This is a genomic window from Rhizobium sp. PP-CC-3G-465 (genome assembly GCF_004343445.1).
GTDB classification, from domain to species: Bacteria; Pseudomonadota; Alphaproteobacteria; order Rhizobiales; family Rhizobiaceae; genus Ferranicluibacter; species Ferranicluibacter rubi.
Genome location: NZ_SLYH01000001.1, coordinates 547,268 through 564,847 on the forward strand (window position 1 = coordinate 547,268; position 17,580 = coordinate 564,847).

At 62.5% G+C, this 17,580-nt stretch carries 17 protein-coding genes and 1 tRNA gene; 12 read left to right on the forward strand and 6 right to left on the reverse strand.

What is annotated here, in order from left to right; all coding sequences use genetic code 11:
- Nucleotides 1-12: 12 nt before the first annotated feature.
- On the reverse strand, nucleotides 13-1,272 hold the full coding sequence (locus C8J33_RS02490) for a hypothetical protein (protein ID WP_132663015.1): 1,260 nt from the start codon (nucleotides 1,270-1,272) through the stop codon (nucleotides 13-15).
- A 571-nt stretch (nucleotides 1,273-1,843) separates the two neighbouring features.
- Between C8J33_RS02490 and C8J33_RS02495 the strand changes: the two genes are divergently transcribed.
- Complete coding sequence (locus C8J33_RS02495; RefSeq protein ID WP_132663017.1) at nucleotides 1,844-2,599, forward strand: pyridoxine 5'-phosphate synthase; 756 nt, start codon at nucleotides 1,844-1,846, stop codon at nucleotides 2,597-2,599.
- 21 nt (nucleotides 2,600-2,620) lie between these two features.
- On the opposite strand, the gene C8J33_RS02500 is transcribed toward C8J33_RS02495, so the two are convergent.
- Nucleotides 2,621-3,505, reverse strand: a complete 885-nt coding sequence (locus C8J33_RS02500) for an SDR family oxidoreductase (RefSeq protein ID WP_132663019.1) — start codon at nucleotides 3,503-3,505, stop codon at nucleotides 2,621-2,623.
- A gap of 192 nt (nucleotides 3,506-3,697) precedes the next feature.
- Between C8J33_RS02500 and C8J33_RS02505 the strand changes: the two genes are divergently transcribed.
- Nucleotides 3,698-4,063 (forward strand): winged helix-turn-helix transcriptional regulator, encoded by a 366-nt coding sequence (locus tag C8J33_RS02505; RefSeq protein ID WP_132664422.1) that lies wholly within the window; start codon nucleotides 3,698-3,700, stop codon nucleotides 4,061-4,063.
- 11 nt (nucleotides 4,064-4,074) lie between these two features.
- On the opposite strand, the gene C8J33_RS02510 is transcribed toward C8J33_RS02505, so the two are convergent.
- Complete coding sequence (locus C8J33_RS02510; RefSeq protein ID WP_132663021.1) at nucleotides 4,075-4,797, reverse strand: aspartate/glutamate racemase family protein; 723 nt, start codon at nucleotides 4,795-4,797, stop codon at nucleotides 4,075-4,077.
- A 164-nt stretch (nucleotides 4,798-4,961) separates the two neighbouring features.
- Between C8J33_RS02510 and C8J33_RS02515 the strand changes: the two genes are divergently transcribed.
- Nucleotides 4,962-5,426 (forward strand): Lrp/AsnC family transcriptional regulator, encoded by a 465-nt coding sequence (locus C8J33_RS02515; protein WP_110734192.1) that lies wholly within the window; start codon nucleotides 4,962-4,964, stop codon nucleotides 5,424-5,426.
- A 4-nt stretch (nucleotides 5,427-5,430) separates the two neighbouring features.
- Here the strand turns inward: C8J33_RS02515 and C8J33_RS02520 are convergent, their stop codons facing one another.
- Nucleotides 5,431-5,877 (reverse strand): hypothetical protein, encoded by a 447-nt coding sequence (locus C8J33_RS02520; protein ID WP_132663022.1) that lies wholly within the window; start codon nucleotides 5,875-5,877, stop codon nucleotides 5,431-5,433.
- A gap of 176 nt (nucleotides 5,878-6,053) precedes the next feature.
- Here C8J33_RS02520 and C8J33_RS02525 point away from each other — a divergent pair, with 176 nt between their 5' ends.
- The 4 genes from C8J33_RS02525 (at nucleotide 6,054) to C8J33_RS27290 (ending at nucleotide 10,577) form a co-directional block, all read left to right on the forward strand.
- Entirely contained in the window at nucleotides 6,054-6,698 is a 645-nt protein-coding gene (locus C8J33_RS02525; RefSeq protein WP_110734196.1) for a TetR/AcrR family transcriptional regulator C-terminal domain-containing protein, read from the forward strand.
- 37 nt (nucleotides 6,699-6,735) lie between these two features.
- Complete coding sequence (gene ilvC / locus C8J33_RS02530) at nucleotides 6,736-7,755, forward strand: ketol-acid reductoisomerase (protein ID WP_132663024.1); 1,020 nt, start codon at nucleotides 6,736-6,738, stop codon at nucleotides 7,753-7,755.
- 549 nt (nucleotides 7,756-8,304) lie between these two features.
- Nucleotides 8,305-9,534 carry a PLP-dependent aminotransferase family protein gene (locus C8J33_RS02535; RefSeq protein WP_132663025.1) on the forward strand — a complete coding sequence of 410 codons (1,230 nt, stop codon included), beginning with the start codon at nucleotides 8,305-8,307 and terminating at the stop codon, nucleotides 9,532-9,534.
- A 95-nt stretch (nucleotides 9,535-9,629) separates the two neighbouring features.
- On the forward strand, nucleotides 9,630-10,577 hold the full coding sequence (locus C8J33_RS27290; RefSeq protein WP_207904003.1) for an SHOCT domain-containing protein: 948 nt from the start codon (nucleotides 9,630-9,632) through the stop codon (nucleotides 10,575-10,577).
- A gap of 47 nt (nucleotides 10,578-10,624) precedes the next feature.
- Here C8J33_RS27290 and C8J33_RS02545 read toward each other — a convergent pair whose 3' ends face one another.
- Entirely contained in the window at nucleotides 10,625-11,683 is a 1,059-nt protein-coding gene (locus tag C8J33_RS02545; protein ID WP_132663026.1) for an aldo/keto reductase, read from the reverse strand.
- Between the two features lie 174 nt (nucleotides 11,684-11,857).
- Here C8J33_RS02545 and C8J33_RS02550 point away from each other — a divergent pair, with 174 nt between their 5' ends.
- The 5 genes from C8J33_RS02550 (at nucleotide 11,858) to arsC (ending at nucleotide 15,545) form a co-directional block, all read left to right on the forward strand.
- Nucleotides 11,858-12,961 (forward strand): endonuclease/exonuclease/phosphatase family protein, encoded by a 1,104-nt coding sequence (locus C8J33_RS02550; protein ID WP_132663028.1) that lies wholly within the window; start codon nucleotides 11,858-11,860, stop codon nucleotides 12,959-12,961.
- Nucleotides 12,954-13,715: an NUDIX hydrolase gene (locus C8J33_RS02555; protein WP_132663030.1), complete on the forward strand. Its 762-nt coding sequence runs from the start codon at nucleotides 12,954-12,956 to the stop codon at nucleotides 13,713-13,715. The genes C8J33_RS02550 and C8J33_RS02555 overlap by 8 nt, the downstream gene beginning before the upstream one ends.
- 90 nt (nucleotides 13,716-13,805) lie before the next feature.
- The gene (locus C8J33_RS02560; RefSeq protein WP_132663032.1) at nucleotides 13,806-14,723 is read left to right on the forward strand and encodes a PhzF family phenazine biosynthesis protein; all 918 of its coding nucleotides are present in this window, start codon (nucleotides 13,806-13,808) and stop codon (nucleotides 14,721-14,723) included.
- A gap of 98 nt (nucleotides 14,724-14,821) precedes the next feature.
- Nucleotides 14,822-14,897, forward strand: a tRNA-Lys gene (locus C8J33_RS02565).
- A 225-nt stretch (nucleotides 14,898-15,122) separates the two neighbouring features.
- Nucleotides 15,123-15,545: an arsenate reductase (glutaredoxin) gene (arsC, locus tag C8J33_RS02570; RefSeq protein ID WP_132663033.1), complete on the forward strand. Its 423-nt coding sequence runs from the start codon at nucleotides 15,123-15,125 to the stop codon at nucleotides 15,543-15,545.
- Between the two features lie 146 nt (nucleotides 15,546-15,691).
- Here arsC and C8J33_RS02575 read toward each other — a convergent pair whose 3' ends face one another.
- Nucleotides 15,692-17,551 (reverse strand): TRAP transporter large permease subunit, encoded by a 1,860-nt coding sequence (locus C8J33_RS02575; RefSeq protein WP_132663034.1) that lies wholly within the window; start codon nucleotides 17,549-17,551, stop codon nucleotides 15,692-15,694.
- Nucleotides 17,552-17,580 lie beyond the last annotated feature (29 nt).

The following is a 17,580-nucleotide window of genomic DNA, read 5'->3' on the forward strand; positions in this document are numbered from 1 at the left end:
AGCGCTCACCCGTCAGGGGTGAACGTTCCGCTTGAGCTCGCTGGCGCTGATGACGAATTCGCGCTCGTTCTTGCGCTTGCCCAGCAGCTTTTCCTGGCAGAGGCGCGCCTGCTTCAGAGCATCCCGGCTTTTCTCGCGGCGATAGGTGTCCGTGATCAGCATGCACTGCATCAGCGGGCTCGATATTCCCTTGTCCACGGCATAGTGGAAGAGGTCGCCATTGGTCGCCAGCGTCCTCGCAGCGATCCCGAGGCTTTCGAAAAGCAGGTCGAAATCGTTGGAGAGGTTTTCGTTGTCGATCCATATTTGCGAGACGATATCGCCGGTCGCATCGCTCGACACGGTGACGCGGGTCTGACTGTCGGTCTCCGCGGGACTGATGGAGATCGTGAAGGCGAGGGGGCTCTTCGATGGTGGAGGTGACGCGGGTATGCGCGGCTTCGAGACCGGGATGATGACCGTGTAGTAGTCCATCGCGCCGCGGATCTGCCCGGCAAGCTGTGCCGCAAGGCTCGTTTGCTCGCCATCGGAGCGAACCGTAACGCGCGGCAGGTCGATATCGTTCGCCATCGTGGAGATCGAAAAGCGGGCCTGAACCTGCGGGCTGACGCCAAGCGCCGTCGAACTCAGAGGCACGAAAAGAAGGAGAGGGAGAAGAGAGATCATGGCGACGGGCGATGCCAGCGGAGCTGGAAGCCAGCTCGGTCTCGCCCGCCGGGTGATCGACAAACGCGATCTCGCGCGAGCGCTGGCGGTTGCCGGCGGTGCCTCGCTCACCGCGCTTTCATCCAACACGTCAGCGGGCGTCGCCTCGTTGACGATCTCGACGGGCTCCGCCTCTCGAGGTGCCATCTCGACGATCGCGGCAGCGCTCACCATCTCCACGCTCGTCTCGGGGTCCATTGCTTCCGGCACATTCGCCATGGGCGGGCGGCGCAGGTAGATGGGTGCGTATCCGCCTTTGGGAATATCGATCTGCCAGACGGCGTCCTTCCCTTCGGCTTCGTAATAGGCTGCCAGAAGCTTGCGCAGCTTGCCGGCGTGAACGCGGACGAGGGGATCGCTATCGGCGTTGAAGGCGTCCGGCCGGCGGAAAACGTCCACGGCAATGGTGTAGCCCTTCAACTGCATGGCCTGCCCGGCCAGGTCCTTCGTGACGACGTAGGAAAGGAACGCGCGCAGACGCTCGGAGCGCGCGAAAGCGGTGCCGGACAGCACATCGGCAAGAGCCCTGCGAATTTCGGTATCAGTTGGTCTGTCCAACGGCTTCAAGACACTGTGCCTCCTTCCTTTGAAAACGGCCTGCCGGCCATCCCCGTCCCAGGGAGGCACGTGCGTCATTGCGATTCTCGACGTCCTCGATTCCCATCAAGCACGTATTCATGCGGTCTGACCAGTAAGACGCATGTTATCATACAAGCAAGATTTTTTCCCGTTTTGCACGATGCAACCCTCACATGCCGGCATCGCCGATTTTCGCCAAAAACGCTCATTTATGGACGAAAAGCTGTCTTCGGGCACGACTCGACGCCCTCAAACCACGTTCTGCGCGCCTATTGTTTGTCCTCGCTTTCCTCCTAGCAAGGTCTGAAATGCGTGGCGTTTAAAAATGATGTTATTTACTTACTAATAATGGAGAAATAAATCGGTGGCGCACCATACGGGGCTTCGATCCGCATTTCGGTGCTGCATTCAGCCGCGAGCGCTCCGTGATCCCATGGTGATCGACCGAGGCTCGGCCGTTACCAGCTCTGGAACGGCGTCTCGCAGGATGGTAGAGGTGGCGTCGTCGCACAGCCGCGTCGTCCGCCGTTCCGATTTCCCCGGTTTCCATAGGTGTCACATGCCCGCCAAGCTTTCGGTCAATCTCAACGCGATCGCCATGCTGCGAAACCGGCGCGATCTTCCGTGGCCTTCGGTTGTCGGCATCGGCAAACGTGCGCTTGAGGCCGGTGCGCATGGGCTGACCGTGCATCCGCGTCCCGACCAGCGTCACATTCGCTTTTCGGATCTCGGTCCCCTGCGCACGCTGATCGACGAGATGTTTCCGCAGGCGGAATTCAACATGGAGGGCTATCCGAATGCCGAGTTTCTGGGGCTGGTCGAGCGGCATCGCCCTCAGCAAGTGACGCTGGTTCCCGATGACCCGGCACAGGCAACGTCGGATCACGGATGGGATTTCCGGGCAAACCAGGCGCTGCTGACGGATGTGATCACGCGCCTCAAGGATCTCGGGCTTCGCGTCTCCTTGTTTGCGGACGGTGATGGCGACCGGGAAGCGCTCGAGATCGCACGAGCGACCGGGGCCGACCGGATCGAGCTTTATACCGGTCCTTACGGCGCCTGCTTCGGCGCGCCGGACCAGGCGGCGGCGATCGCGAAGGAACTGGGGCGCACGGCCGAGATCGCTCGCGAACTGGGCCTCGGGGTCAATGCCGGCCATGACCTGACGGTGGAAAACCTGCCGCTGCTCGTCGAGCACGTTCCCCATCTCGATGAGGTCTCGATCGGCCATGGCCTGACGGCCGATGCGCTGGAATACGGGATGACGGAAACGGTTCGCCGGTTCCGTCGGGCCTGCGGCGAGCTTGTCGCCTGACCGCAGGCCTTCCTGGGTCGATCAGCCGGCGAGCGCGGCCTTGTTTGCCTCAAGGAAAGCCTTAAGCGACGTCGATGGCCTGCCGGTCAGTGTTTCCACCGAGTCGGTGACGATCTCGATATGGCCGAGGCGGGTGTTCGCGTCGAAGGACACGAGCGTCGGGATGAGGAAGCCGGGGAGACCGGCGCCAGCCAAACCTTCGGCAAGTTGTTCGTCGGTCAGGTTGACGACGGCGAGCGGCTTGCCCGTGACCTCGCTGACGAGCGCGGCCACTTCGGCATTGGTGTAGCCGACGGGGCCGGTGAGGGTCAGCGTGACATTGCCGGTTTCGTCGGCCAGAAGCGCTGTGACGGTGGCGGCGGCGAGATCGGCACGGGCGACGTAGGACGTACGACCATCACTTGCCGAGGTGTACCAGGTGCCCGACTGGAGGGCGCTCGGCAGCGACAGGAACAGGTTCTCCATGTACCAGCTGTTGCGAAGGATCGTATAGGCGAGCCCCGACGCCTTGATGGCTTCTTCGGTGCCGAGGTGATCCGGCGCGAAGGTGACGGCCGATGTCTCGGCATTTGGCAGGGACGTGTAGAACAAACGACCGACGCCTGCGCGCTTGGCGGCGGTAACGGCATTGCGGTGCTGGGTCAGGCGCTGGCCGGGAACGGCGAGCGCATCGGTCGAGATGATCAGCGCCTTGTCGATGCCCTGGAAAGCAGCGTCGAGCGTGGCGGCGTCATCGAAGTCTGCCGTGCGCAGCGTCACGCCCTTTTCGGCATAGGCAGCCAGCTTGCCCGTATCGCGGCTGGCGGCGACGATGTCGGCGGGTGCGACCTTGCCCGAAGCGAGGAGGGCGTCGAGAACGAGACGGCCGAACTGGCCGGAGGCGCCGGTGACGAGGATCGTGGACATGGACTTCCTTCTCAAGAATGACGGCTGCCGCATTGCAGGCTGAGCCAATGATAGATATGGTCTCAAAAAGAGACTTTCTCTTCATTCCTCACTGAGGCGTCTCTGTAAAGGTGGCAGTTTTTTCGCCTATAGGCACAGAAAGGAAACCGACCGGTGAACACGAATGTCCGCAAGACCCGAGGTGAAAGCGCCATGATCATCGGCGGCATGGTCTTTACGCCCGGGAATTGCCCCATGCGCGACGTGCTCGGAAATATCGGTGGCAAGTGGACGACGTTGATGATCCATGCGCTGAGCGAGGGGTCGATGCGGTTTTCGGCGCTTAAGCGTACCATTCCGGATATCTCGCAACGCATGCTGACGCAGACGCTGCGCGATCTCCAGCGCGATGGCTATATTTCGCGCACGGTCTATCCGACCAATCCGCCGAGCGTGGATTACGCCCTGACGGATCTCGGACGCTCGTTCCTCACCGTGCTCCTGCCGCTTGTGGACTGGTCGGCGCAGCACCACGGTGCCATTCGCGAGGCCCGCACCGAATTTGATGCCACGATGTAGCATGGTCGGCTTCAGGCCGCCTTTTTGCTGGTTGTTTCCGTCGCTCCGTCCAGTGCGAAGGCAACGGCGGCCTTTGCATGGATGGCGGTCGAATCGAAGCCGGGAAGGGCGAGGGCATCGGGGTCGAGAATCAGGCAGATCTCGGTGCAGCCGAGGATCACCGCATCGGCACCTTCGGCCTTCGCCTTGGCGATCACCGCATGCAGCGCCTCACGCGAGGCATCATGGACATGGCCGGCGCAAAGTTCCTTGAAGATGACGTCGTGGACGAGCGTACGATCATCAGCCGAGGGCACCATGACGTCGATCCCGAGGCCCGCCATGCGGTCCGCATAGAAGCCGTGCTCCATGGTGTAGCGGGTGGCCAGCAGCAGCGGGCGGCGAATGCCCGCCGCGGTCATGGCCTTTGCAGTCTCGTCGATGATGTTGATGAGCGGCACACCGATGGCGGCCTGCACGTCCTCTGCCACGAGATGCATCGTGTTCGTGCAGATCAGAACGCAGTCCGCACCGGCGGCCTCCAGACCACGCGCAACGTCGGCGAGGCGCTTGGCGGCATCGGGCCAGCGGCCGGCCAGTTGGAGATCCACGATCGACTGGAAATCGACGGAATGCAGCAGGACTTCGGCCGAGTGCAGGCCACCAAGGTGGGAACGCACCGCTTCGTTGACCATGCGGTAATAGACCGCCGAACTCTCGAAGCTCATTCCACCGATGAGACCGATCTTGCGCATGATGTCGTTTCCCCTGCTTAGCTCGCGATGACGGTCATGATGCGGCGGATCGCGTGGCATGTGCTTGCATTTTCAAGCTCTTCTCGTTCGGGAGACGCAATAGAATTGCGCTTTTATCCGCATTCGTGCAATATTTCGGCGTAACATTCCGTGGAGGCGCCAGAATGCTCGACGATCGCGACCGAAAGCTGCTGGGACTGTTGCAGGAGGATGCGGACCAGTCGGTGACGGTGCTGGCCGAAAAGATCAGCCTGTCGCTCTCGGCCTGCTCGCGCCGCATCCAGCGGCTGGAAGAGGCGGGCTACATCGCACGCCGAATCGCGGTGCTCGATCGCGACCGGATCGGCGTGCCCACGACCGTGTTCGCCCTGATCAAGACGACGCAGCATTCCGACGAGTGGATCGACGGGTTTCGTCGGATTATCCGCGACATCCCGGAGATCGTCGAGGTGCACCGGCTGACCGGCAATTACGATTACATCCTGAAGATCGTGCTGCCGCGCGTCGAGCATTACGACGTCATCTACAAGCAGATCGTGCGCAAGACGGAACTCTTCGATGTCTCCGCCTCGATTTCGATGGAGGTGCTGAAAAGCGGCGGCGCGTTTCCGGTCGATTACGCCGTTTAAATCCTCAGTTGTTGATGCTGGTGATGGCCCAATGCGAGACGCTGCAGTCGTCCGTGTCGCAAATTGCCGACATCCACAGCGCGCCATTCGCAAAGCCGACGCCGTCGCTGTTGACGATGAGGTCGCCATAGGTCTGTTCCGCCACGCTGTTCTGCGTTTCCTGCGTCACCAGCTTTTCGTAATTCTCCACCATGTCGTCTTCCGACTGGATGTCGTAGCTCTCGCCATTGGCGTTGACGGTCAGCGGGTACGCGCCGAGATTGGCCACGGTAACGGGATCGCCAAAGCGCATAGCCTCCGTGAGGAGCTTGAAACTGTCATCGAACCCTTCGGAATTGCCATGGAGCGCCTCGATCCTCTCCCGGGCCTCCGACGTCGATTGCGCAAAGCCTGGATGCGCTGACAAAAGCGCGGCGACGAGCGTGAAGGCGATGGCGCAACGCTTTAGCATAGTGTTCCTCCCGAATATCTCCGGTCGATCTGTAGACCAGCCCGCGGCGAAGCGGGAGGTCCATTCTTGCGTTTTCGCGCATTCGATAAATTTGCCCCAGCCGCTTGACCGACAGCGTAGCATCCGGCATAAGAAGAACCGTACCGTACGGTACTCATTTTGAAGGTTTTTCACCCGTGTCGTCCCTGTCCACCCAGCCGGAATTTTCGCCGCGCCAGAACGCTGTTCTCGACAGCGCGCTTCGGCTGCTGGTCGATGGCGGCGAGCGGGCCTTGACGACGGCAGGCGTTGCGAGGGCGGCGAACTGCTCCAAGGAGAGCCTCTACAAGTGGTTCGGCGATCGCGACGGCATTCTGTCGGCGATGATCGGCTATCAGGCGAGCAAGGTGCGCACGCTGGAAGAGCGCGCGGAAACGCTGACCGTGGACAGCCTGCGCGCGCATCTCGTGGTGTTCGCGCGCGATCTGCTCGACGTCCTCAGCGGCGACGTTTCGCTGGCGCTCAACCGTCTTGCGATCGGGCAGGCGAGCCGTGATGGCTCCCATCTCGGGCAGATGCTGCAGGAGCGCGGCCGCCGCCAGATCGGCAAGCGTGCCGGAGGGCTGCTCGATGCCGGACGCAGGGCAGGGCTGTTGCGGTTCGACAATGGCGAAGAAGCCTATGGCATGCTTTACGGGCTCGTCGTCACCGATCTGCATCTTCGCATGCTGCTCGGCGAAGACATGAAGCTGACGAAACAGGATTTCAGCCGCAGGGCGGAGCGGGCGGTCGACGCCTTTCTCGATCTTTGCGGCACGAAGAAGCAAACGGCCAAGCCCTGAAGGCGGCCTAGAGTTCAACAAGGGAAGGATACATTCCATGCGCGTCTATTACGATCGTGATGCCGATCTCAATCTCATCAAGTCCAAGAACGTCGTTATTGTCGGCTACGGCAGCCAGGGTCGCGCCCATGCGCTGAACCTCAAGGACAGCGGCGCCACCAACGTCGTCATCGCCCTGAAGGCCGGTTCGCCGACCATCAAGAAGGCCGAAGCCGATGGCTTCAAGGTCATGACCGTTGCCGAAGCCGCCAAGTGGGGCGATCTCCTGATGATGGCGACCCCGGACGAGCTCCAGGCCGACATCTACAAGGCCGACATCGCCGGCAACATCCGTGACGGCGCTGCCATCGCCTTCGCACACGGCCTCAACGTCCACTTCGGCCTCATCGAGCCGAAGGAGACGCTCGACGTCGTCATGATCGCACCGAAGGGCCCGGGCCACACGGTTCGCGGCGAATACCAGAAGGGCGGCGGCGTGCCCTGCCTCGTTGCCGTCGAGAAGGATGCTTCGGGCAACGCGCTCGATCTCGCGCTCTCCTACGCCTGCGGCGTTGGCGGCGGTCGTTCGGGCATCATCGAGACCAACTTCAAGGAAGAGTGCGAAACCGACCTCTTCGGCGAACAGGTCGTTCTCTGCGGCGGTCTGGTCGAGCTGATCCGCGCCGGTTTCGAAACGCTGGTCGAAGGCGGCTATGCGCCGGAAATGGCCTATTTCGAGTGCCTGCACGAAGTGAAGCTGATCGTCGACCTGATCTATGAAGGCGGCATCGCCAACATGAACTACTCGATCTCCAACACGGCCGAGTGGGGCGAATACGTCACGGGTCCGCGCATCATCACGTCTGAAACGAAGGCCGAGATGAAGCGCGTTCTGCACGACATCCAGACCGGCAAGTTCACCTCGGACTGGATGCAGGAATACCGTTCGGGCGCCGCGCGCTTCAAGGGTATCCGCCGCATGAACGACAACCACCAGATCGAGGAAGTCGGCGCCAAGCTGCGCGGCATGATGCCCTGGATCGCCAAGAACCAGCTGGTCGACAAGGCCAAGAACTGATCCGCCTTTCACGGTTGGAACAAGAGAATGCCGGGCTGTCATGCCCGGCGTTTTCGTTCATGACAACAATCAGCATCCTCGTTGTTTTTGCAGTGCAAAATAGATTGTGCTTCGCAAAAATTTACATTGAAGGTTGCATGATCGCGCTGTTGGGCGCACACTGATCCTGTCTCGTTCCACATCGAGGAGGATAGTGTGATGACGACTGTGATGGAGTATTTCGCCTGGTTCGACTTTGCGATTCTCTGCGCCATCGGCGCCCTGATCGCGTGCAGTGTGACATCCGGCAATGCTTGAGACGCGTCAGCAACGCTGATGCTTGCGGAGGACGGCAGAGGACCGGACCTTCCAGAGAGACCTCGCCGGGCATTCGTGCCCGGCGCTCCATGTCCGGCATAATCTCCCATGTCACCCATCCGCTTCACCCCGCCGCCCGCCTCTCTCGGTCGTCCCGCAGAGAGGACTTTTTCCGCTGATTTAGGTCAGTATTGTTGACTTATTCCGCCGGCCGTGATGTGGTTCGGCAAAAGCATTATCGAGGAAACATCCATGCTGGACTGGGAATCCATTTTCGCAACGCGCTCGAGCCGTATGCGCGCGTCGGAAATCCGCGAACTTCTGAAGCTGCTCGATCGCCCCGACATCATCTCGTTTGCCGGCGGCATTCCGGACCCGGCCTTGTTTCCGGATGCGGAATTCAAGGCGGCCTATGCCGATATCTTCTCAGGCCCGTCCGTCGGTGCAGCCCTTCAGTATTCGGTGAGCGAAGGTTACCTGCCGCTACGCGAATGGCTGGTCGGCGAAATGGCGAAGATCGGCATCCCCTGCGAGGCGGAAAACATCCTCATCACATCCGGGTCGCAGCAGGCTCTCGATTATCTCGGCAAGCTGTTCCTGTCGCCGAACGATACGGCGCTGGTGACGTGGCCGACCTATCTCGGCGCGCTGCAGGCCTTCAATGCCTATGAGCCGAACTACGACCAGCTGACGCCCGGCGGCAATCGCACGCCTGCGGCCTATCAGGAAACGGCCGCAAAGGGCGGCGGGCGCGTCAAGTTCGCCTATCTCTCCGCGGATTTCTCCAACCCCACCGGCGAGACCGTGACGCGCACCCAGCGCGAAGCGCTGATCGACATGGCCGACGAGATGGACATCGCCATCATCGAGGATGGCGCCTACCAGTCGCTGCGCTTCAACGGCGATGCGATCCCGCCGATCCTCGCGCTGGAAATCGCCCGCAAGGGCGCCATCAACGAGACGCGCACGATCTATAGCGGTTCGTTCTCCAAGACGCTGGCGCCGGGTCTTCGCGTCGGTTTCGTCGTGGCCGCCATGCCGGTCATCCGCAAGCTCGTCCTGATGAAGCAGGCGGCCGACCTGCACTCCTCGACCATCAACCAGATGGCGATCTGCCATGTGGCCGAGCGCGGGTTCGACCAGCAGGTCGACAAGATCCGTTCCGTCTACAGCCAACGCCGCGATGCGATGCTGAAGGCGCTGGAAACGCATATGCCCGACGGCGTGTCCTGGACGCGCCCGGAAGGCGGCATGTTCGTCTGGCTGACGCTGCCGGTCGGCATGGAGGGTGCCGCGCTGCTGGCGAAATCATTGGTCACCGCCAAGGTCGCCTTCGTGCCCGGTAAGGCCTTTTTCGCCGATGGCTCCGGCGCCAACACGCTGCGCGTCAGCTTCTCCTGCGCCAATGAGACCATGATCGAGGAGGGCATCTCGCGCCTCGCCAATCTCATCCGCGGTGAAATACTCGCCAAGGTCGCCTGATCGTCTGCAAGCATCGCTCTATGTATTCGCGTACCACTCTGTCATGAGAGGGGTACGCGGCTTTCTCCGCGTGATGTCACCTGAGAGGACGATCGATGCAGGGCCAGAGCGATGCCACAAAAGCCTTTATTTCCGACCTCGCCGGACGCTTCCAGCTGAGCGAAGGCGCCGTGACTGCCATGCTCGTTGCGGTCAAGCGCGGGCACGGCACGATGGCGCAGTTCGATATCGCCGAACTCGGCGGCCACGGCCAGTGGATGCGCGGCGGCATGACCATGGTCGGCGACATGTTCAATCACGGGCTGAAGAACACGGTCGACAATCTTTGCAACAGCCTGGCTGAAGCGCTGACTTCGGGACGCATCGACCTGCCGGGCGCATCGACCGGGCAGCACGCCTGGTGGCCGCAATGGCTGGGCGTTCCCTCCAGCACCGGCGCGCAGAACGACAGCGCCTATGCGGTCTTCCCCTCCCAGCGCTGCCTTGCGATCAAGGACAAGGACGGCGTCACCCTCTACGATACCGAGGACCACCTGATCTCCGGCGTCGGCCAGCAGCAGGGCTTCGGTGGCTCGCAGACCTTTACCAGCCAGCGCGGCTCCTTCTCCGTTTCCGGCCTTCGCCGTCTCAACAATGGTGGGGATCTGCCCGGTGCCGAGCCGATCGGCAACCACGACAAGAACCATGCCGGCGCGGGATATTCCGATGCCCCGAGCCGTTCCGATCCCTGGTCTGTGCCAGAAACGGGCGCTGGCGAGAATGCCGGGGAAAACTGGCCTTCCGCCCAGTCCGCACCGCTCGCCGCCATCAGCCCCTCGAGCGCATCGCTTGAGGAGCGTCTGGTGGACGCGGCAGAATCCCGGCAGGAAGTCTCCGTTCCGTCATCGGATCGATCGCAGCATGCGGCCTCGACCGCCCAGCCGGCTTCGGACGGCCTGCAGATCATCGCCCTGATCGAGAAGCTTGCTGCCCTGCGGACCGCCGGCATTCTTTCGGACGAAGAGTTCTCGGCGAAGAAGGCCGAGCTTCTCAAGCGTCTTTGATAGCGTAAAGCCCGCGGCGGATGATCGCTCCGCCGCGGGTTTTTTCTTCAGGCCTTGGCAATATGCGGACCGAGCAGAGATAAATCCGCCTCGCCAAGGCGCTCGGCTGCTGTCTGCATCTGGTGCCAGTAGGGATAGAGGATGGGCGGTGCGCTGACGGTGTCGAGGCGGTTGCGTTCGTCCTCCGTCAGTTTCAGGTCGGCGGACGCGAGGTTGTCGCGGAACTGGTCTTCCGTCCGTCCGCCGATGATGACCGAGGTCACGGCCTTGCGGCCGATCAGCCAGGCCAGCGCCACCTGCGCGGCCGACACGCTGCGGCTTTCCGCGATCTCGACCAGCACATCCACGATCGACCACAGGCGGTCCACGTCGCGGATCGGCGGTTCCGTCCAGCCGGCGGCCTGTCGGCTGCCTTCGGGCGTATGGTTGCGCCGGTGTTTGCCGGAGAGCAGGCCGCCTGCAATCGGGCTCCACACGAGGACGCCGAGGCCCTGGTCGATCGAGATCGGCAGAAGCTCGTATTCGGCCTCGCGCGCTTCGAGCGTATAGTGGATCTGCTGGCTGACGAAGCGGTGGCGATGGTCGCTGGCGCTGATCCCCATGGCCTTCATGATGTGCCAGCCGGAGAAATTCGAGCAGCCGATATAGCGGACCTTGCCATGCTGCACGAGCGTATCGAGCGCCGCCATCGTCTCTTCCAGCGGCGTCTGCCCGTCCCACTGGTGGACCTGGTAGAGGTCGATCACATCCGTGTTCAGCCGCTTCAGGCTCGACTCGCATTCGCGGATGAGGTGGTGGCGCGACAGGCCCTGATTGTTGACGCCTTCGCCCATGGGAAAGCGTGCCTTGGTCGCGATCAGCACATCGTTCTTGCGCTTGCCGCCGAGAACTTCGCCGATGATTTCCTCCGAGGCACCGGCGGAATAGGCGTTGGCGGTGTCGATCAGGTTGACGCCGGCATCGAGGCACATGTCGATCAGCCGACGCGCCTCCTCCACGCCCTGGCTGCCGACCATCGAGGCCCAGCCTTTGCCGCCCATGGTCATCGTGCCCATGGTGATGGTGGAGACCTTGAGGCCCGAGCGGCCGAGATGGCGATATTCCATGCTGTTTCCTCCTGTTGTCCGTCGTGAAGCCGAAGATAGGGCGCGGCGGCGATGGCGGGAACGGCATCGGGAGCAAATGAGGCATGGCTTGCGAGGGGCCTGCGTTCCACCTCTTCCGGACTTGCCTCTTCCATCGGCCGGTCTATGGTCTGGCATCAGACAGCGGATGCCTTCATGACCCTTCGACTTGCGACCTTCAACATCGAAAACCTCATGCGCCGGTTCGATTTCTCCGGCTTCCGCAACCCATCCAAGCAGGACCGCGTGCTTCGCCTGTTCGATATCGGCAACGAGGCGGCCTATGAGCGTCTGGAAGAGGCTCGCACGATCACCCACGCCGACGACACGCGGCAGATGTCGGCGCTGGCGATCGCCGATTGCGATGCCGACATTCTCTGCCTGCAGGAGGCCGACGACATGGCTGCGCTGGAGGCCTTCGAATATGGCTATCTCTATCGGATGATGGGCAGCGGCTATCGCAAGAAGGTGCTGATCGAGGGGAATGACGGACGCGGTATCGACGTCGCCGTGATGATGCGGGAGACGACGCGCGACGGCGAGGCCATCGTCTGCACCAGCGCCATCTCGCACGCGGCGCTGACCTATGCCGACCTCGGCCTTCACGATGCGCACATCGCCCGCACGAATGTGCCGGAGGACCGCATCTTCCGCCGCGATTGCCTGCAACTGGAACTGACGATCGGCGGGCGGCCTTTGATCCTGTTCGTCGTGCATTTCAAGTCGATGGGGCCGAGCCGGGATGGGGTGGACGGCCGGCTTTCCACCATGCCGGTGCGGCGTGCCGAAGCGCTTGCGGTGCGGAGCATTATCGAAAAGCGGTTCGCCGCTCACATGCAGGATGCAAGCTTTGCCATTTGCGGCGATATGAACGACTACCGCGAGCGCATCGACGTCACCGGCGACCGCCGCAACGGCTACGCTTTTTCACCGGCGGCCGACATGTCCGCAGCGCTCGACGTGTTTGCGGCGGACGGCTTTGTCGAGAACGTGGTGCAGCGCCGGCCGGTGCTCGACCGCTGGACGCTGTTCCACAGCCGCGGCCCGGCGGAGCGCCATCTCTGCCAGCTCGACTATATCTGGCTGTCGCCGGCGCTTGCCGCGCGCAATGCCGAGGCCGTGCCGGAGATCATCCGAGCCGGACAACCCTACCGCACCGTGTTTCCGCCGGGACAGGATGTCGAACGCTATCCCCGCATCGGCTGGGACCGTCCGAAGGCATCGGACCATTGCCCGGTCGTGGTCGCGCTCGATGTCTGAGGCGTCGCAGATCCGCCCGTCCGGCATCGGTGCGGGCTGGCCCGCGGAACGCACGATCTTCCCGGTCGTCGGCACCGACCTGCGCGTCCTGCCGGGGCCGCATCCTATCCTCGCGCAGCATGGTCCTGAGATTGCGGCGAACTGGGTGCGGGAACAGGCTGCCAATCCCGCGCTCTTTAATGGCGAGATGGTGTTGCAGCACCGCCTGACCGTGGAAGCCGGTACCATCGTGGGCGAGGGCTACCTCGCGCCCTATGCGGCGTTTCTCTGGTGGCGCAACGTGTCTCGCCCTCCGGTCGCCTGCCACCTTGCCGCCATTCCCGTCATCGAGACCTCGGACGGGGCCGTCATCGCGGTGCGCATGGGGAAGCGGACGGCCAATCCGGGCAAGGTTTACTGTGCGGCCGGCTCGATAGATGCCTCCGACATCGTGGAGGATGCTCGTGGCCGGGTCTGCGACGTGCCGGGCAACATGCGCCGCGAGGTGCTGGAGGAAACGGGGATCGATATCGCGGAGGCGGAAGCCGGGCCTTTTCAGGCGCTGCATATCGGCGGCGCCGTCACGCTGTTTCGCCGGCTCCGTTTTGCGGAAACGTCGGCCTCCATTCTCTCTCGCATCCAGCACCATGTCGAGACCGCCGAGGAGGAAGAGATCGACGGTGCGGTCGCGATCTTTGATGCCGATCCCGAGAAGCACAACTACCAGCCGTTCATGCGGGTGATCCTCGCGCATATCTTCGGAAAGCCGCAATGACGTTTTTGCCTTGCCCGCGGCGGAACGCGAAGGCAAGGTTCGCCGGCGGCCGATGATACCGAGGCGGGCGCATGGAGTGGGAGAACGGATTTGGCACGCCGCTACGCGATCTACGACGTCTTCACCAGCGAGAAGCTTCAGGGCAATCCGCTCGCCGTGGTTTTTGATGGCGACGGTCTTTCGACCGAGGCCATGCAGGCGATCGCCGGCGAATTCAATCTGTCGGAGACCGTGTTCGTCTGCAAGCCGGAGAACCCGACGTCTGCCGCGCGGCTACGCATCTTCACGCCGGGCACCGAACTTCCCTTCGCCGGACACCCGACCGTCGGCACGGCCGTGGCGCTGGCAGAGGACGCGCAGGCCGGCGAGGGCGTCAACCGTGATCTTGTGCATGTGCTCGAGGAGAATATCGGCCCGGTGCGCTGCGCGGTGAAGCTGCGGCCGGGCGAGGCCGGCTTTGCGGAGTTCGACCTGCCGCGCAAATCCGTGCGGCTGGATGCGCGCTTCGACATCGGCAGGATCGCCGACGCCTTGAGTTTGAAATCGACGCAGATCGGTTTTGAGAACCACGTGCCCGCCCTCTGGAGCGCCGGCGTCCCGTTCGTGGCCGTGCCGTTGCACGACCTCAAGGCCATGACGGACCTGGAGTTCGATGCGGCGCGCTGGGAGCAGATCGCGCCGATGGCCGACGGGCGGCTGGCCAGCGCCTATCTCTATTGTCGTGGCGGCATCAATCATCACGCCCGGTTCCACACCCGCATGTTCGCGCCCGCCATGGGCGTGCATGAGGATCCTGCGACCGGCTCGGCGCTCGCCGCCTTTTCCGCGGCAATTCACTGCTTCGACCAGTTGACCGAAGGGCATCACAGCTTCCTCGTGGAGCAGGGCGTGGAGATGGGACGGCCCTCCTACCTGCACCTCCATCTCGACATCGCGAACGGCGACATCGTCGGCGCGCGGATCGGCGGACACGCGGTCAAGATCGCTGCCGGTGAACTCTATCTCTGATAAGTTTGCAGTTTCCACGGATTCCTGTCCCCGACAACTGGACAAGCCGCGCGAAGGCCTCTATACGCCGCGTCAGACCGCAGCAATGCAGTCGTCGTGGGTGATTAGCTCAGTTGGTAGAGCAGCTGACTCTTAATCAGCGGGTCGTAGGTTCGAACCCTACATCACCCACCAAAACGTCCTTTGCCGTGATTTGTCCTTCCGCCTTTCGTGTTCGAAGGACCATTCTTCACGAGATCTCCCGTGTGCTCCCCTTCATTTCAGTCGGGACGGCCCTCACTTCTTTCCGAAGAGTGATTGCCGAATATGCCGAAGCAGAAGCATAATCCCTGTCACTGGAGCGTTTGACGCGAGCAGGTTCTCGCGCAGACACACCGATGAACAGGAAGGCCTGAGACCATGGATGTCACCATCTACCACAACCCCGCCTGCGGGACCTCGCGCAACACGCTGGCGCTGATCCGTCACGCCGGGATCGAACCCACGGTGATCGAATATCTGAAGGCTCCGCCCACCCGCAATCAGCTTGTAAAGATGATCGGTGACGCCGGCCTGACAGTGCGACAGGCGATCCGCGAGAAGGGCACGCCCTACGCGGAGCTCGGGCTCGATGATCCCGACCTTTCCGATGAGCAACTGCTCGACGCGATGCTGACGCATCCGATCCTGATCAATCGTCCCTTCGTGATCACGCCGATAGGCACCCGCCTCGCGCGTCCCTCCGAACGCGTGCTGGATATTCTGCCGGCAACCCAAAAGGGCGCGTTCGCCAAGGAAGATGGCGAAGAGGTCCTCGATGTTGAGGGCAAACGCATTGTTTGAAAAGCCGGCGGGCGGGATCGGTCGTTTCTAGCCGGCAAGAGGGACTCAAACGCAGTACAGCCGAGCGATGTCGCCCGGCTGTTCGTTCTGTTGCGTGGCGTGATCCATGTGGTTGATCCAGTGGATATTCGGTTGTCTTCTGCTGATTACAGGAAGCCGATCGAGATCCAGGGGACGAAGATGATCAGCAGCAGGGCGCAGAAGAGGGCGAGGAGGTGGGGCCAGACTTTGCCGATGACATCGTCTGGCGACACGCGGCCGATGGCGCAGGCGAGGTAGAAGCCGACGCCGAAGGGCGGTGAGAACAGGCCGAACCCCATCGCAAAGACCGCGACGATCGCATAATGCACCTCGTCGATGCCCATCAGTTTGGCGATGGGAAAGAGGAGGGGGCCGAAGAGAACGATCGCAGGGACGCCCTCAAGCACGCTGCCGAGAATGATGAAGGCCAGCGCCGAGAGCAACAGGAAGCCCATCTTGCCGCCGGGAACGCCCTGCATGAGATCGACCAGATATTGCGAGAAGCCGGACTGCGTCAGCGCCCAGCCCATGGCTGTGGCCGCGCCAACGACGAGCAGGATCGAGCCGGAGAGCGAGGCTGCATCGACCAGCATCGGATAGAGCCGGCGCCACTTCATCTGACGATAGAACAGGGCTCCGACGAAGATGGAGTAGATGATGCCGATCGTCGCGACCTCCGTGGCGGTGGCCACACCTTCGACGACGGCCGTGCGGATGACGATCGGCAGGCCGAGGCCGGGGATGGCGGCGAGGAAAAGCTTGAGCTTCGTCTTGCCGTCGATCTTGCGGGCTTGGCTGTTGTCTTCGCCGCGCGTCTGGATGAAAACGACGACGCACAGCGCAAGCATGCCGACGAAGGCGGGCAGGAGGCCTGCGGTGAACAGGGCCGCGATCGATACGCCGGTGACGGAGCCGACCGTGATCAGCACGATCGACGGGGGAATGGTTTCCGACATCACGGCAGATGCCGACAGCAGGGAGACGAGGTCGCTGTCCTTGTTGCCGCGCTTCTTCATTTCGGGAAACAAGGCAGGAGCGACGGCGGCCATATCGGCAGCCTTCGCGCCGGAGATGCCCGAGACGAGATAGATTGCGCCGAGGAGCACATATTGCAGGCCGCCGCGCAGGTGGCCGATCAGCGAGACGAGGAAGGCGATCATCGCCTGTGCAAGGCCGGCCATTTCGATGACCGCGCCGAGGAAGACGAACATCGGAACCGAGAGCAGGATCATGTGCGACATGCCTTCGCTCATCCGCCCGGGAACGATCGAGATCGGCACCCAGCTGGCGAAATTGAGATAGGCGGCTGTCGCAAGCACGAAGGCGAATGCGATGGGGACGCCGAGCATGATGCCGAGGAGGACGAGGCCGATGAAGAAGATCAGCAGGCTGTAATTGCCGATTTCCTCGAACCAGGGCATCGCCAGCTGGAAACAGCCGAAGACGGCGGCGAGGACGAGAAGGCTGACCGCGATCTGCGCCAGCGAGCTGGCCCGCAGCATCTTGTCGGCCGCGGTGATAAGCATCAGCACGACGCCGACGAGCAGTGCCGCTTCGCGCCAGGCTTCGCTGATCTGCAGAACGGGCGTCACGCTGATGATGCGCTCTTCGACATGTTCCCAGGTCGGGAGCAGCATGAGCGCGAGCAGCGTCGTCACGATCACCATGGCGAAGGCATTGGCGCGATTCTCCCAGACGGGCGAAAGCTTGCGCACGAAGGCGGTGAGCCGCATGTGCTGACCGCGCCGCAGGGCGACGACGGATCCGAGCATGGTCATCCATACGAAGAGGATCGTCGCGACCTCGTCGGACCAGATGAGGGGCGTGTGGAGGAGGTAGCGCGCCGTGGTCGCCCAGCCGAGAAGAATGATCTCGGCAAGAACGATCGTGGCAGCAATGGCTTCGACGAGATGGCCGAAAAGGCGGTCGAAGCGCTGGAATGCGCCGTTTGGAGCGGGCAAGTCCGCGGTGGTTGTTGCTTCCATGATGGTTCCCCCCGAAAATCCGCTTCAAC

Coding starts and splice junctions, on each gene's coding strand:
- C8J33_RS02505 (WP_132664422.1), top strand. CDS start 3,698: ATGATCATCGGCGGCATGGTCTTTACGCCCGGGAATTGCCCCATGCGC.
- arsC (WP_132663033.1), top strand. CDS start 15,123: ATGGATGTCACCATCTACCACAACCCCGCCTGCGGGACCTCGCGCAAC.
- C8J33_RS02535 (WP_132663025.1), top strand. CDS start 8,305: ATGCTGGACTGGGAATCCATTTTCGCAACGCGCTCGAGCCGTATGCGC.
- C8J33_RS02555 (WP_132663030.1), top strand. CDS start 12,954: ATGTCTGAGGCGTCGCAGATCCGCCCGTCCGGCATCGGTGCGGGCTGG.
- C8J33_RS02510 (WP_132663021.1), bottom strand. CDS start 4,797: ATGCGCAAGATCGGTCTCATCGGTGGAATGAGCTTCGAGAGTTCGGCG.
- C8J33_RS02545 (WP_132663026.1), bottom strand. CDS start 11,683: ATGGAATATCGCCATCTCGGCCGCTCGGGCCTCAAGGTCTCCACCATC.
- C8J33_RS02550 (WP_132663028.1), top strand. CDS start 11,858: ATGACCCTTCGACTTGCGACCTTCAACATCGAAAACCTCATGCGCCGG.
- ilvC (WP_132663024.1), top strand. CDS start 6,736: ATGCGCGTCTATTACGATCGTGATGCCGATCTCAATCTCATCAAGTCC.
- C8J33_RS27290 (WP_207904003.1), top strand. CDS start 9,630: ATGCAGGGCCAGAGCGATGCCACAAAAGCCTTTATTTCCGACCTCGCC.
- C8J33_RS02520 (WP_132663022.1), bottom strand. CDS start 5,877: ATGCTAAAGCGTTGCGCCATCGCCTTCACGCTCGTCGCCGCGCTTTTG.
- C8J33_RS02515 (WP_110734192.1), top strand. CDS start 4,962: ATGCTCGACGATCGCGACCGAAAGCTGCTGGGACTGTTGCAGGAGGAT.
- C8J33_RS02500 (WP_132663019.1), bottom strand. CDS start 3,505: ATGTCCACGATCCTCGTCACCGGCGCCTCCGGCCAGTTCGGCCGTCTC.
- C8J33_RS02575 (WP_132663034.1), bottom strand. CDS start 17,551: ATGGAAGCAACAACCACCGCGGACTTGCCCGCTCCAAACGGCGCATTC.
- C8J33_RS02495 (WP_132663017.1), top strand. CDS start 1,844: ATGCCCGCCAAGCTTTCGGTCAATCTCAACGCGATCGCCATGCTGCGA.